Source organism: Acinetobacter sp. YH16031 (assembly GCF_013417335.1).
Lineage (GTDB): Bacteria > Pseudomonadota > Gammaproteobacteria > Pseudomonadales > Moraxellaceae > Acinetobacter.
Window position 1 is genome coordinate 33,652 of the sequence record NZ_VPED01000013.1, and the last position, 13,551, is coordinate 47,202.

At 41.9% G+C, this 13,551-nt stretch carries 12 protein-coding genes; 3 read left to right on the plus strand and 9 right to left on the minus strand.

Translation table 11 applies throughout. From position 1 onward, the window contains the following. Positions 1-17 precede the first annotated feature (17 nt). The 7 genes from purH to FTV31_RS08030 all read right to left on the minus strand — a co-directional run bounded on the left by purH (position 18) and on the right by FTV31_RS08030 (position 6,725). A complete protein-coding gene (gene purH / locus FTV31_RS08000) occupies positions 18-1,592 on the minus strand; it encodes a bifunctional phosphoribosylaminoimidazolecarboxamide formyltransferase/IMP cyclohydrolase (RefSeq protein ID WP_180014127.1) in 1,575 nt (524 codons plus the stop codon). Between the two features lie 94 nt (positions 1,593-1,686). Continuing rightward, on the minus strand, positions 1,687-1,956 hold the full coding sequence (fis, locus tag FTV31_RS08005) for a DNA-binding transcriptional regulator Fis (RefSeq protein ID WP_001086304.1): 270 nt from the start codon (positions 1,954-1,956) through the stop codon (positions 1,687-1,689). 401 nt (positions 1,957-2,357) lie between these two features. Then, positions 2,358-3,218, minus strand: coding sequence for a DUF3426 domain-containing protein (locus FTV31_RS08010; RefSeq protein WP_180014129.1), 861 nt, complete (start codon positions 3,216-3,218; stop codon positions 2,358-2,360). Between the two features lie 18 nt (positions 3,219-3,236). Then, the gene (prmA, locus tag FTV31_RS08015; protein ID WP_180014130.1) at positions 3,237-4,142 is read right to left on the minus strand and encodes a 50S ribosomal protein L11 methyltransferase; all 906 of its coding nucleotides are present in this window, start codon (positions 4,140-4,142) and stop codon (positions 3,237-3,239) included. A gap of 123 nt (positions 4,143-4,265) precedes the next feature. Continuing rightward, positions 4,266-5,165 (minus strand): bile acid:sodium symporter family protein, encoded by a 900-nt coding sequence (locus tag FTV31_RS08020; protein WP_180014132.1) that lies wholly within the window; start codon positions 5,163-5,165, stop codon positions 4,266-4,268. A gap of 88 nt (positions 5,166-5,253) precedes the next feature. Continuing rightward, the gene (locus FTV31_RS08025; RefSeq protein ID WP_180014134.1) at positions 5,254-6,141 is read right to left on the minus strand and encodes a bile acid:sodium symporter family protein; all 888 of its coding nucleotides are present in this window, start codon (positions 6,139-6,141) and stop codon (positions 5,254-5,256) included. 146 nt (positions 6,142-6,287) lie between these two features. After that, positions 6,288-6,725, minus strand: a complete 438-nt coding sequence (locus FTV31_RS08030) for a hypothetical protein (RefSeq protein WP_180003123.1) — start codon at positions 6,723-6,725, stop codon at positions 6,288-6,290. Between the two features lie 249 nt (positions 6,726-6,974). Here FTV31_RS08030 and mnmG point away from each other — a divergent pair, with 249 nt between their 5' ends. From mnmG to FTV31_RS08045, 3 genes are all read left to right on the plus strand, one after another. After that, entirely contained in the window at positions 6,975-8,855 is a 1,881-nt protein-coding gene (mnmG, locus tag FTV31_RS08035; RefSeq protein WP_180014173.1) for a tRNA uridine-5-carboxymethylaminomethyl(34) synthesis enzyme MnmG, read from the plus strand. 309 nt (positions 8,856-9,164) lie between these two features. Beyond that, positions 9,165-10,358: a 3-(3-hydroxy-phenyl)propionate transporter MhpT gene (gene mhpT / locus FTV31_RS08040; protein WP_180014136.1), complete on the plus strand. Its 1,194-nt coding sequence runs from the start codon at positions 9,165-9,167 to the stop codon at positions 10,356-10,358. A gap of 113 nt (positions 10,359-10,471) precedes the next feature. Then, positions 10,472-10,798 carry a hypothetical protein gene (locus FTV31_RS08045; protein WP_180014138.1) on the plus strand — a complete coding sequence of 109 codons (327 nt, stop codon included), beginning with the start codon at positions 10,472-10,474 and terminating at the stop codon, positions 10,796-10,798. 56 nt (positions 10,799-10,854) lie between these two features. Here FTV31_RS08045 and glnG read toward each other — a convergent pair whose 3' ends face one another. Further along, entirely contained in the window at positions 10,855-12,336 is a 1,482-nt protein-coding gene (glnG, locus tag FTV31_RS08050) for a nitrogen regulation protein NR(I) (RefSeq protein ID WP_005235270.1), read from the minus strand. Continuing rightward, entirely contained in the window at positions 12,323-13,432 is a 1,110-nt protein-coding gene (gene glnL / locus FTV31_RS08055) for a nitrogen regulation protein NR(II) (RefSeq protein WP_125278343.1), read from the minus strand. Before glnL ends, glnG begins: the two co-directional genes overlap by 14 nt. Positions 13,433-13,551: the final 119 nt, after the last annotated feature.

Below are 13,551 nucleotides of genomic sequence, written 5' to 3' on the forward strand. Positions count from 1 at the left end.
AATTTAATACTTAAAAATTAGTGGCGGAAATGACGCATGCCAGTAAATACCATTGCAATACCAGCTTCGTCAGCTGCTGCAATAGTTTCTTCATCACGCATTGAGCCACCTGGTTGGATGATGCATTTGATGCCAGCTTTAGCCGCGTTATCGATACCGTCACGGAATGGGAAGAATGCATCAGATGCCATTACTGCACCTTCAACCACTAAACCAGCGTGTTCAGCTTTGATTGCAGCAATACGAGCAGAGTTTACACGGCTCATTTGGCCAGCGCCCACACCGATAGTTTGACGGTTTTTCGCATAAACAATCGCATTTGATTTTACGTATTTCGCAACTTTCCAAGCGAAGATCATGTCATCGATTTCTTGTTCAGTTGGAGCGCGTTTAGTCACAACTTTCAGGTCATCTTTAGTGATCATGCCCAAGTCTTGATCTTGAACCAATAAACCACCGTTTACGCGTTTGTAGTCAAGCTGTGGAGCACGTTCGTTAATTGCTGGAAGTTCACCACATACGAGTACACGTACGTTTTTCTTCGCGCCAGTCACTTCAAGTACGCCGTCAGCGATGCTTGGTGCAATGATCACTTCAACGAATTGACGATCCACAATTGCTTGTGCAGTTGCAACGTCTAATTCACGGTTGAATGCAATGATGCCACCGAATGCAGATTCAGGGTCAGTTGCATAAGCAAGATCATAAGCAGCTTTGATGCCGTCTAGAGAAACTGCAACACCACATGGGTTCGCATGTTTTACGATCACACAAGCAGGTTTCGCAAATGATTTCACACATTCAAGTGCAGCATCAGTATCCGCGATGTTGTTATAAGAAAGTTCTTTACCTTGTAGCTGCTTAGCAGTCGCAACAGAAGCTTCTTTCGCAACTGGATCAATATAGAATGCAGCAGACTGATGCGGGTTTTCACCGTAACGTAAGTCTTGAGCTTTGTTTAATTGAGTATTGAAAGTACGCGCAAATTTGTCTGCCTGACCTTCTTCCTTACCTACGCGAGCGCCCAAGTAAGATGCGATCATACCGTCGTATTGAGCAGTATGTTCGAATGCTTTAACCGCAAGGTCAAAACGCGTTGCATAAGATAAAGCACCCTCAGCTTTAAGCTCAGCAATCACAGTTGCATAGTCAGCAGCATTAACCACGATACCTACAGACGCGTGGTTTTTCGCAGCAGCACGAACCATTGTTGGACCACCGATGTCGATGTTTTCAATCGCATCAGCCAGTGAACAGTTTGGTTTTGCTACAGTTGCAGCAAATGGATATAGGTTAACAACGACAAGATCGATCGCATCGATGTTGTGTTCAGCCATCACAGCTTCGTCTAGACCACGACGAGCCAGAATGCCACCATGAATTTTCGGATGTAGTGTTTTTACACGGCCGTCCATCATCTCTGGGAAACCAGTGTGCTCCGAAACTTCTACTACAGCGACATTATTGTCTTTCAACAATTTGTATGTACCACCTGTAGATAAAATTTCTACCCCGAGAGCAGCAAGGTCTTGTGCAAATTCCACAATACCGGTTTTATCGGAAACAGAGATTAAAGCGCGTTTAATAGTCATGATCTTCGTCACAGTTACCAAGGAACAGATTAAATCTAAATAGCTAATTAACAGTCAAAAAAAATGCCTGCGGTAGCCGCAAGCATTTTATCATTTATTCACTCATTAAACCGTGAGCTTTTAACTTTTTACGTAAAGTACCGCGGTTTAGTCCGAGAATCTCGGCAGCGCGTGTCTGATTACCACGCGTATATTCTAGAACGACAGATAATAAAGGCTTCTCCATTTCTGCCAGCACCATGTCGTACACCTGAGAAGGTTGCTCGCCTTGCAGTTGTGCAAAGTAGTGGCGAACTGCGCGATCTACGTGAATACGAAGAGCGACATCAGATTGTGCAGTAAAAATAGGAGATTTGCTATTCATGCGAATTAATCCGAAAAATCAAATATCACTTGGGTAAAGCGATATATAAAAGTGGTCTAGAAATTGAAATGAACTCCATTTTAGATCCTAAAACTGGAGTTCTAAAACTTGGTCATTACATTGAGCTTGTAGCTTGCCACATCTCAACGATTTGGTCGAAAAATAAGCGTAACAATAGTTAAAGTTTTGTTACTGACCAAAATCAAAACAAAAAAATCTGCTCGATACGCAATAAGTTTTATAGCGCATTAGGCAAGACTGTATTTGTTGTGAAAAAGTAGCGAGGAGTTTGCAGCACATAGCTTTCGTGGCGCGTATAATACCATTGTCTCGGGAAAAGTGAGCAAGAAAACTGCATTTTTTTTAACTTTTTTTTCGTTTTTTAATAGTTTTTATCAATATTAAGGTCGAATTATTTCCAAACTGTAATTATCGAAGTCTTTACGGTCGACAGGAAGCACAAATTCAAATTTAAATGGGCTGTTTTGGGGAATACGTTGAATCTTAACCAGGCTTTCGATCAGGTATTCCTGAGGTTTTAAATTATAAGTCGCCAAGACTACACCCTGATCTTTAAGGTGAACTCTTAAGTTTGGCATTTCCAGACTGCGCTTGTGGAAATTGATTAGCTCACCACTAAACTGGGTTTTATCTGTGGCAATCGCTTTGGCTTTGACCTTATTGGTATTGATCAGATTGTAATGTTCTTCCAGATTGGAACAGTTGAACACTTCACAGATATTGTTAAAAGCCACACTCATCACATGACTATTCTTAATATAGTGTGGATTGAACCAGAAGAATTGAAATAACAGTAAGCCAAATAAGAACAGGTTTAGGCTGGTCCATCCTAAATAATAAAGCGGGCCTTTATTGTGCTGCTTGTCTGCCTGATCATCCCAGTTCATGCTAGGCAGTACAGCAATCGGTTCGGTACTGAAATAATTCAGGTTGTTCAGATAGGTTTTCAGATCAATATTGGAGTTTTCAACTTTTTCATCAAAAATGTTCAGTAAATAGTGCTGATCTGAAGAATTAGTTGAAGAAGTAGATTCAGCGAGGCTTCTATTAATATAAGAAACATGACTTGGCGTATGAGTAAGGGCGACCGAATTCTGTGCTTCGGTCACCAGATGCGATAAAGCATTAAAGGTCGTACTACATTTTGGGCAGCAAACCATGCCTTGGGCAATGGTTAATTGCGCAACCGTAACTTTATAGGTTGTAGAGCAGGTCGGGCAGTGGGTTCGCTTGTCACTCATAAATGTTTTATAGACTCTTTAATTCTTATGGCGTTTCCCCGAAATACGGCACCAGTGTTCATCGCGTTTTTCTACTTCTAATATATCAAAATGTTTTGAGTAAATGCTAGTAACATCAGCAACTTGCTCTTCGATAACACCTGCGAGTGCGAACTCTGCCTCAGGTTTGACCAATTCTGTGAATTCAGGCTCAAGCATCATGAGTGGGCCAGCCAGAATATTGGCAACAAATACATCTGCTTTCTGCTCGCCAAGCTCTGCATTGAACTCTTCCGGTAAACCAACATAAAGTCGATCCAATACGCCATTCAGTTCAGCATTCTGTTTGGTGGCTAAAACAGCTTGTGGGTCAATATCAGTTGCATAGGCATATTTGGCACCGAGTAACAGGGCCGCGACAGCCAGAATACCTGAACCACAGCCATAATCGATCACGATCTTGTCTTTTACATCGGTTTTGCCTAGCCATTGCAGGCAAAGGAAAGTAGATGCATGGTTACCTGTACCAAAAGCCAAACCTGGATCAAGCTTGATATTCACTGCATCTGCTTCAGGCGCTTCCATCCACTCTGGAACAATCCAGAATTTTTCAGAAATCTGGATTGGCTCATATGCATCCATCCAGGTACGTTCCCAAGCTTGATCTTCCAGGAATTCATGGCGGATCGGTGCTTCAGGTAGTTGTGCGCGAATAAAGGTTTCCAATGCAGCTACATCGATTTCTTCTTCGTCATCTTCCTGAGCATAGATGCCAGTCACGATCACTTTATTCCAGAGCGGTGTTTCTCCTGGAAGTGGTTCCAGTAAATCCTGGTTTTCAGCATCATCCAGAGTGACACTTACGGCGCCCAGTGAGCTAAGTAATGTTTCAGTAAAATCTACCTGAGCTTGATCAACTGTAATATGAATTTGTAACCACTTCACAGAAATAACCTTTATACATTTTTTCAAAAAGCTATTGTAACGGAAGTTCGGCTTGAAGGTGTGATCTTCTTGAGACGGAGTCAAATAAAAAGGATGCTTTCGCACCCTTTTTATGAAAACCGGTTAAAACGCATTTTCCTGAGTGGGAGAGATCGTAGGGTGTGCAGCTACTGGAGCAAAGCGATTCAGCAATAGTCCAAAAATAGCCGCGAAAATATACATAAAAATTGAATATACCGCTGCAGGCATGGCAACTGCAGTACTGGACATGACAGTAAGTGCAATAGTCATGGCAAGCGTACTGTTATGAATACCGATCTCGAAGGCACTGGCACGTGCCTGAGCGGAATTGATATTCATCAGTCGTGGAACAAAATAGCCAATTATTAAGCTGAAGAGACAGAACAGGGCGGTTGCTAAACCCACCTGAGTCAGATATTCGGCAATATTAGCGCGTTCACTATAAATTGCTCCGGCGATAATCAGTACTAGAAAGAGGACTGCAAAAATGCGAAGAGGCTTGTTTAACTTTACTGTAAGTGCAGGCGCATAATGACGAATCAACATACCAATCGCGACTGGTATAATAATGATACCAAACACTTGCAGAATCTTTCCGAACTGCAAGCTGATCTGCTGACTATCCTGCATAAAATGCATGATGGAAAAATTCATGATTAAAGGCAAGGTAAATGCAGCGACCACCGAATTGATCGCAGTCAAGGTAATATTGAGGGCTAGATCGCCTTTAAACAGATAGCTGAACAGATTTGCGGTGCTGCCACCTGGCGATGCGGCCAGTAACATCAGACCAACAGCAAGTAAAGGGGGTAAAGCCAGAACTTTACATAGAATGAAAGCAATGCTTACCAATAGAATTAATTGACAAAACAAGGCAACTAGCACTGCTTTAGGATGCTGACTAACCCGGGCAAAATCTTTAAGCGTGAGTTCGAGTCCTAATCCCACCATGATGATGGCGAGTGCGAGGGGGAGGAATATTGTTATGATGCCAGAGTCCATCTGCATGCTCCTTATAGAAATTTATTTTAATAGTTTTAAATTTTCTATAAAAAAGCATACAGCTTAAGCAGGCAATTGACTTAGAAAGTTACAAATCTGATAAACGACTCTTGGCACTATAGCTGAGTTTCTGCTGGCTGATCATAAAACCAAAAATACAAGCAAAAACGTACATGACAATTGAATAAATACCCGCAGGGATGGCAATGGTGACATTATTCAGGACAGAAATCGCAATTGTCATTGACACAGTTGTGTTATGAATGCCGACTTCGAAGGTGCAGGCGCGTGCCATCTTGTCTGGAATATTCATTAATAAAGGCAGGCAATAACCGAGAAACAGGCTGGAAAAACATAATATAGAGGTAGCAATCCCAATGCTGGCAAAATATTCGATGATGTTAAAGCGCTCTTGGAAAATGGCATAGATCAAGAGCATGCTTAAAAAAGCGATAGATAGCAGCCGCATTGGCATATGTGCAATATTTGAAAGCTTTGGAAATTTTGCCCGAATTAGCATGCCGATCACAACCGGAATCAGCGTAATCAGAAAAACCTGAGCCATTTTTTCAAGCGGTAAGCCGATGCCGGTATCCTGTCCTATAAAATAGTACAAGGACAGATTCATAATAAACGGTAAGGTAAAAATAGAAATAATCGTATTGATGGCGGTTAATGTGATATTAAGCGCAACATCACCTTTATAAAGATAACTCAGCAGATTGGCAGTAGCCCCTCCTGGAGAGGCAGCCAGCAGCATCATGCCTACAGCAAGCAATGGCGGCAGATCCAGTACCAGACAGATTAAAAAAGTTAAACCGGTTAAAATGACCAGTTGTGAGAATAAGACAATAAAAATCACCTTAGGATAACGACTAACATGCAGAAAATCCTTGACTGTTAACTGTAGTCCTAACCCCATCATCGTAATTGCCAAAGTAATCGGCAAAAACAAGCTAAAAAACCCCGAATCCATGAAGTTTCCTTTTTATTATTCATTTTTTAGGTATGTTTTGAGTTTAGCGTAGATGAATAAATAAGCAATATAAAAACGGGTAAAATTTATGCATTTTACCCGTTAAGTTTCTGATTAAAAATATATTTAATCAGCTATATGGTGATTTACATCCCTGATTGAGATGGGGTTTGAGGCTGGGTTTGCATTTGTGGTTGAGACTGCATATCTTGTTGCATCTGTGGCTGAGACTGCATTTGTGACTGTGGACGTGGAGGGGTAAAGCCTAATGCACATTTACCATTGACCTGAGTGCCATTAATAGTTGCTGAAGTTTCGCCGCCTGAACTACAAGATGTATAAAGTTCAGGTTCATCGCCTTTGATATTGGTTGATGATGAAGGGAAGAACTGTTGCTGACAGGTACCATTCCAGATAATGCCGCGGTAAGCAAAACTTACAGGAGCACCCTCTGATTTACCTTTACAAACTTGCTGGTATTTTTGGGCATTATAAACCTTTTCAACTTTATCATTTGCTGAGGCTGCAAATGGAGCGAAACATAGACCGCAGAGCGCTGTTGCTAGGAAAATATTCTTATTCATCATGTATACCTTTGTTTGTAATGTGACCACTTTATAGATTAAAAACTAATCAATATTAAACAATATGAGTCGGGTAACTTTTTGAGTTTAGATGTTTAATTTATATAGTAAGTATGCAAAGTTTAATTACATTGCTTTATTGGCTGGCAGAGTAAATTCCGAAGGATAAATTCAAGTGATTTTGTCAACTTTGGAAGGAAGTTTGCTATAATGTTCAGCTATCCTTTTTCTATCTCTCTATTTACCACTATGCACTATCCTAAAGTATACGATGTCATTGTTATCGGTGGCGGTCACGCAGGTACGGAAGCAGCACTGGCTGCAGCACGTATGGGTCGACAGACATTACTCTTAACTCATAACATTGAGACTTTAGGGCAGATGAGCTGTAACCCGGCCATTGGCGGGATCGGTAAATCACATTTAGTGCGTGAAATTGATGCCTTGGGCGGTGCGATGGCGCTGGCTGCCGATAAAGGCGGTATTCAATTCCGTATTCTGAATTCACGTAAAGGTGCAGCAGTACGTGCAACTCGTGCGCAGGCTGACCGTGTTCGTTATAAAGCAGCGATTCGTGAGACTTTAGAAAATCAAGCGAATCTGGACATCTTCCAGCAAGCAGCAGACGACCTGATTGTTGAAGGTAATACTGTTAAAGGTGTCGTGACCCAAATGGGTATTCGCTTTGATGCGAAAACTGTGGTGCTTACAGCAGGTACATTCTTGGGTGGTGTGATTCATATCGGTCTTAACAATGCTTCAGGTGGTCGTGCCGGCGATCCTCCTTCAATTTCACTAGCACATCGTTTACGTGAATTAAACTTGCCTGTAGGTCGTTTAAAAACTGGTACGCCACCACGTATTGATGCACGTTCAGTCGACTTCTCTGTCATGACACCGCAGCCGGGTGATTTCCCGTCTCCAACCATGTCATTTATGGGTGATGTGTCTATGCACCCTGAACAGGTGAATTGCTACATCACTCATACCAATGAACGTACTCATGAGATCATTCGTGGCGGTTTAGACCGTTCACCGATGTACACTGGTGTGATTGAAGGTGTAGGTCCACGCTATTGCCCATCGATTGAAGATAAGATTCATAAATTTGCTGATAAAGATTCACACCAAGTATTCCTTGAGCCTGAAGGCCTGGATACACATGAGCTTTATCCAAACGGTATTTCAACTTCTTTACCATTTGATGTTCAGTTTGAATTGGTGCGTTCAATCCGTGGTATGGAGAATGCACACATTCTTCGTCCGGGTTATGCGATTGAATACGATTACTTTAACCCGCAAGCATTGAAGTTCACTTTGGAAACCAAAGCGATCAATAACCTGTACTTTGCTGGTCAGATTAATGGTACTACTGGTTATGAAGAAGCGGGGGCACAAGGTCTGCTTGCAGGTTTGAATGCTGCACGTCGTGCATGGGATCAGGAACAATGGACACCAAAACGTGATGAAGCGTACATGGGTGTACTGGTTGATGACCTGATTACTTTGGGTACTAAAGAACCGTACCGTATGTTCACTTCACGTGCGGAATACCGTTTGATGCTTCGTGAAGACAATGCAGACCAACGTTTAACACCAGTCGGTCGTGAAATGGGTCTTGTAGATGATGAGCGTTGGGCTGCTTACTGCGAGAAAATGGAAGCGGTTGAACGTGAAACAGGTCGTTTGCAACACCTTTGGGCAGCGCCAAACAATCCAATGGGTAAAAAATTCGTTGAGATGACCGGAGCGGATCTTTCTAAAGAATGTTCTGCAATTGATTTGTTAAAACGTCCGAACATCACATTCGCTCAAATTGCAGAATTGACAGGTTCAGAAGTTTCGCCACAAGTCGGTGATCAAATTGAGATTGCGGTGAAATACGAAGGTTATATCAACCGTCAGCATCAAGACGTTGCACAAATGAAGCGTTTAGAGGAAACCAAGATTCCTGCTGATTTTGACTATGATGTTGTTTCAGGTCTTTCGCGTGAAATTACATTGAAGTTAAAAGATATTCGTCCTGAAACACTGGCTCAAGCAAGCCGTATTCCGGGTGTAACACCTGCGGCGGTTCAATTGGTGATGATTACGATTCGTAAGAATGCCCAAGCGAAAAAATCTGCTTAAGATGTTGAAGTGAAAAAACCCGCATAATGCGGGTTTTTTTATTTTGAAAAGCAATGATCGTTAAAAATGATCATTTGATAGTAATTAGCTACTGTATTTTAAGTTTTTGTTTTTTATTAAATAAAAAAATAATGTATGAAAAAATAAAACTTATTTATTGTTTTTATGTCTTAAATTATAAATGAAAAGCAATTATCCAAAGGCGAATTCCGACCATTGTCGTGGTGTTTATTTTTGGAGGACAGGCGGACAATTCCTCTGCAAGCTCAGCCGAATGACAGGCAAGCTGTTTACTGCTGGAGAGGAAGCATGGCATCAACACAACAAAATAAATTACAAAAGTTTTTAATCATATTTTTATGTTTTTGGGTGGCATTTTTCGAGGGCTTTGATTTGCAAGCACCGGGTATTGCTGCAAAAGGAATTGCTGAAACATTTAGCCTTGGTCAAGTTGAAATGGGTTATGTTTTTAGCCTTGGTGTATTCGGTATGTTATTTGGTGCGTTCTTTGGAGGACGTATTGCAGATTACTTGGGGCAAAAGAAAGTACTGATGCTTTCAATCTCAATCTTTGGTGCATTCATGGCATTAACTGCTGTAGCAACAAGTATTGAGGTACTCTATATTGCACGCTTTCTCACGGGTTTAGGTTTGGGGGCTGCAATGCCAACAATGATTTCAGTTGTAGGTGATGAAGCGACTGAAGCTAATCGCGGTAAATTAAACAGTTTGATGTATTGCGGTTTACCTGTAGGGGCTATTTTTGTTGCAGGCTTAGCCATTTTCTTTAAAGATATTTCTTGGCATACCTTGTTCTTGATTGGTGGTTTAGCGCCGTTGTTATTACTTCCATTTATGGCATTTATCTTAAAAGAAAAAGTACAAACCCATACTGAAAAACAAATCGTTCCACCAATGGTAGAGGTTTTGTTTAAAACTGAACAATATAAACGTACCATTCCACTGTGGGTAGGTTTCTTCTTTACCTTGATGATTAACTACATTCTGATCAGTTGGTTGCCGAACTTATTGATGGAACAAGGTCTATCAAAACCACAAGCATTCAGTATTATGCTGATCTTCCAGGTGGGGGCATTGGTAGGTACGCTTGGTTTAGGCTTTATGCTGGATCGTTTGAAACTTTGGCAAATGGCAGTGATTATCTATATCGGTTTAGCACTTGCATTGATCCTGTTATTTACAAGTAAAGTCATTCTATTACTTATTCTTGCTGGCTTGATGGGCGGGATTTTCTCAACAGGTGGTCAGTCGATTCTTTACGGTATTTCGCCAATTTTCTACTCAGGCACAGGTAAAGTAACAGGTGTGGGTAGTGCAATTTCATTAGGTCGCCTAGGTGCAATGACTGGGCCATTATTGTCAGGGAAAATTTTGGCACTCGGTTTGGGGACTACAGGTGTATTGATGGCAAGCTTACCAGCAGTAGTGATTTCAGCTGTGGCGGTCACTGCATTGTCAAAATACAAATCTAAAATTAAATAAATTTTAGAAAATACAGAAAGGCAGCCTATTTGAGGCTTCCTTTTTTATAGCGGTGACTTATACATTCGCATAGCTTTTGATAAAATTGCGCCAAATAAAATTTGATTAAGATTATGACGTACCAACTCATCGAACTCGACATCCAAGCCACTGACAATATCGCTTGCCCACATTGCCATCAAAAGATTATTAACTGGCAGGAAGAGCAGTATGTTCAACCCTGTGAACATACCTTATTTATTGCCATGGATATCGGTTTTGAATACATCACCGATGAATTTGAGCAAACTATGCGAAAAACAGTGGATGAACTGCATGCTAATGATGATGTTGTAAACATGTTCGAGGAAATCACCACAAGTACTTATCCGAATTATCTGATTTTAAAATCGGATCTAGGCGCGGCAGGTTATTCGCGTTATATCGGTTTAACAGTGTAAGAATCTCATTACTATATATAAGCAATAAAAAAGCACCCAAGGGTGCTTTTTTAATTTCAGGCTTGGCCTTCGACTTCTTCGACTTCATCATCGTCCGCACTGTCCATGCCGAGTTCTTTCAACTTACGGGTGAGGGTATTACGTCCCCAACCTAATAGTTCGGCTGCATGACGCTTACGACCACGGGTTTGTTGTAGTGCAGCATTGATGAGTGTGCGTTCAAACATTGGTGTAGCCACATCTAATAGCTTCATTTCGCCGTTTTTCAGTTTCTGGATTGCCCATTGACCCAGTAATTCATCCCAGTGATGCGGCGCAATTTGATTCAGGTTTGGAATTGGAGCACCCGGATCTTGCTGCTGAATTGGAATCTGTTTTAATTCAGGTGGCAGATCTTCTGGATAAACTTCACGGCCTGTGATCATCACGGTTAGCCAGCGACAGGTATTTTCAAGCTGACGCACATTACCTTGCCAAGGCAGCTTCTGCATATATTCCTGAGTTTCAGGACGTAAGATTTTAGGATTTACACCCAGTTCTTTACCTGCACGCGCCAGGAAGTGCTGTGCCAGCATTGGAATATCTTCAGAGCGATGTGCCAGTTTAGGAATATGAATACGAATCACGTTTAGACGATGATATAAGTCTTCACGGAAGCGGCCGTCATGTACCAGCTTTTCCAGATCCTGATGCGTTGCAGCTACAATACGTACATCAACTTTAACCGGAATGTGACCACCAACACGATAGAATTCACCATCAGCCAGGACACGTAACAAACGCGTTTGTGTTTCAAAAGGCATGTCGCCAATTTCATCCAGGAATAGCGTACCGCCGTTAGCCTGTTCAAAACGGCCTTGACGCTGTGTATTTGCACCGGTAAAAGCGCCTTTTTCATGACCAAATAATTCAGTCTCAATCAGGTCTTTTGGAATTGCAGCCATGTTTAGTGCAATAAACGGTTTATTGCTACGAGGTGAATGGCGATGTAGGGCATGCGCAACCAGTTCTTTACCTGTACCGGATTCACCATTAATCAGTACGGTAATGTGTGATTGAGACAAACGACCAATGGCACGGAATACTTCCTGCATCGCTGGCGATTCACCAATGATCTCAGTTGACTGAATCGTTGGTGCAGATTTGGCAGATTCTTGCTGCTGTAATTTGGTGATATGTAAAATCGCACGATTGACCAGTGCTAGCGCTTCATCAATATCAAATGGTTTTGGCAGGTATTCAAAAGCACCTGTTTGATAGCTGGATACCGCAGATTCCAGATCTGAATGCGCCGTCATAATAATAACTGGCAGATCAGGATTGGTATTTTTCACCTTGCCTAAAAAGGTCAGACCATCAATACCTGGCATACGGATATCGGTCAGGATCACATCAGGTGCATCTACGCCCAACTGATCAAGTGCTGACTGGGCTTCTTCAAAACTGGTAACGTCGAAGCCTTCTTCTTTAAATGTTTTTTCTAGTACCCAACGCATGGCACGATCGTCATCAATCACCCATATTTTATTTCGCGACATGATCTGACTCCCAAGGTAAAAATAAGCTAAATACGGTTTTTCCTGGAACTGACTGGCATTCAATCATTCCGTTATGTTGATGCATAATATTTTGAGCAATGCTGAGACCTAGTCCGGTACCTTTGGCACGGCTGGTCACCAGCGGGTAGAACACAGCTTCGATAATATCGTCTGGAACACCCGGACCATTATCTTCAATGTCGATTCGAACCACAGATCGGTGAATCACACCACTAATGGTATAAAGACGCTGAATCCGGGTTCTTAAAATAAGTTCCGGTTGATGCTCGACAAAGAAATCCTTGTTTTCTGTCATGGCCTGAACGGCATTCACGCAGATATTTAGCATGACCTGAATGAGCTGATCGCGATCTGCCAGAACTTCTGGCAGGGACAGATCATAGTCCCGGGTAATTTTAATTTTCTTTTTAGTCTGATTCACAATCAGTGAGCGGACGCGTTCTAAAGGCTCATGCACATTGACCATTTCATAGCTTGGTAACTGGCGTGAACCGAGCATGCTATCTGCCAGATTTCTCAGGCGATCCACTTCACTAATAATAATGTCAGTGAACTCTTTATATTTTGGATCTTCAAGGCTACGTGCCAGAAGCTGGGTTGCACCACGAATGCCACCGAGTGGATTCTTGATCTCATGTGCAACACCACGAATTAATTGGCGCGCAACTTGATGCTGCTGGATATAGTTTTCTTCACGTGAGATTTTCAGCATACGGTCACGCTGATTCAGCTCGATCAACAATAAAGGATGATTTGGCTTGCCCGCATTGAGCAGGGAAACCGTATAGTCCACATGAATGTCTTTAAAGTTGACGATGATCGTCGCCTCACGGCGAGTATAAGGTTGGCCAGTATGCAGTGTGTTATAGAGAGATTCTTCAGTATTGAATTCATCTGTTGGCGCTTGCAGTATATTTAATACCGGCGTGCCTGATGCGCGTAACAGGCTGACATCAAACATGGCCTCGCAGGCTGTATTTAAGTAATAAATATTCAGATGACTATCAACCAGCATAATGGCAGTGGTCAGGTTGTCCACCAAAAGGCGATAGTCGATGGAAAGAGGCTGATCCATTAGCGGTGGTTTTCCTGTATTAAAATGGCGCAATGGCATCTTCATAAAGCAAAATAACAATTTCAAAGTTCAGATTTGAGGCAAATTAAGCAAGATGTACGCCAACTTTAGAACTCTTG

Excerpts from the sequence above, each read along its gene's own strand:
- purH (WP_180014127.1), bottom strand. The coding sequence starts at position 1,592 with ATGACTATTAAACGCGCTTTAATCTCTGTTTCCGATAAAACCGGTATT.
- fis (WP_001086304.1), bottom strand. The coding sequence starts at position 1,956 with ATGAATAGCAAATCTCCTATTTTTACTGCACAATCTGATGTCGCTCTT.
- FTV31_RS08010 (WP_180014129.1), bottom strand. The coding sequence starts at position 3,218 with ATGAGTGACAAGCGAACCCACTGCCCGACCTGCTCTACAACCTATAAA.
- FTV31_RS08020 (WP_180014132.1), bottom strand. The coding sequence starts at position 5,165 with ATGGACTCTGGCATCATAACAATATTCCTCCCCCTCGCACTCGCCATC.
- FTV31_RS08025 (WP_180014134.1), bottom strand. The coding sequence starts at position 6,141 with ATGGATTCGGGGTTTTTTAGCTTGTTTTTGCCGATTACTTTGGCAATT.
- FTV31_RS08030 (WP_180003123.1), bottom strand. The coding sequence starts at position 6,725 with ATGAATAAGAATATTTTCCTAGCAACAGCGCTCTGCGGTCTATGTTTC.
- mnmG (WP_180014173.1), top strand. The coding sequence starts at position 6,975 with ATGCACTATCCTAAAGTATACGATGTCATTGTTATCGGTGGCGGTCAC.
- mhpT (WP_180014136.1), top strand. The coding sequence starts at position 9,165 with ATGGCATCAACACAACAAAATAAATTACAAAAGTTTTTAATCATATTT.
- FTV31_RS08045 (WP_180014138.1), top strand. The coding sequence starts at position 10,472 with ATGACGTACCAACTCATCGAACTCGACATCCAAGCCACTGACAATATC.
- glnG (WP_005235270.1), bottom strand. The coding sequence starts at position 12,336 with ATGTCGCGAAATAAAATATGGGTGATTGATGACGATCGTGCCATGCGT.
- glnL (WP_125278343.1), bottom strand. The coding sequence starts at position 13,432 with ATGGATCAGCCTCTTTCCATCGACTATCGCCTTTTGGTGGACAACCTG.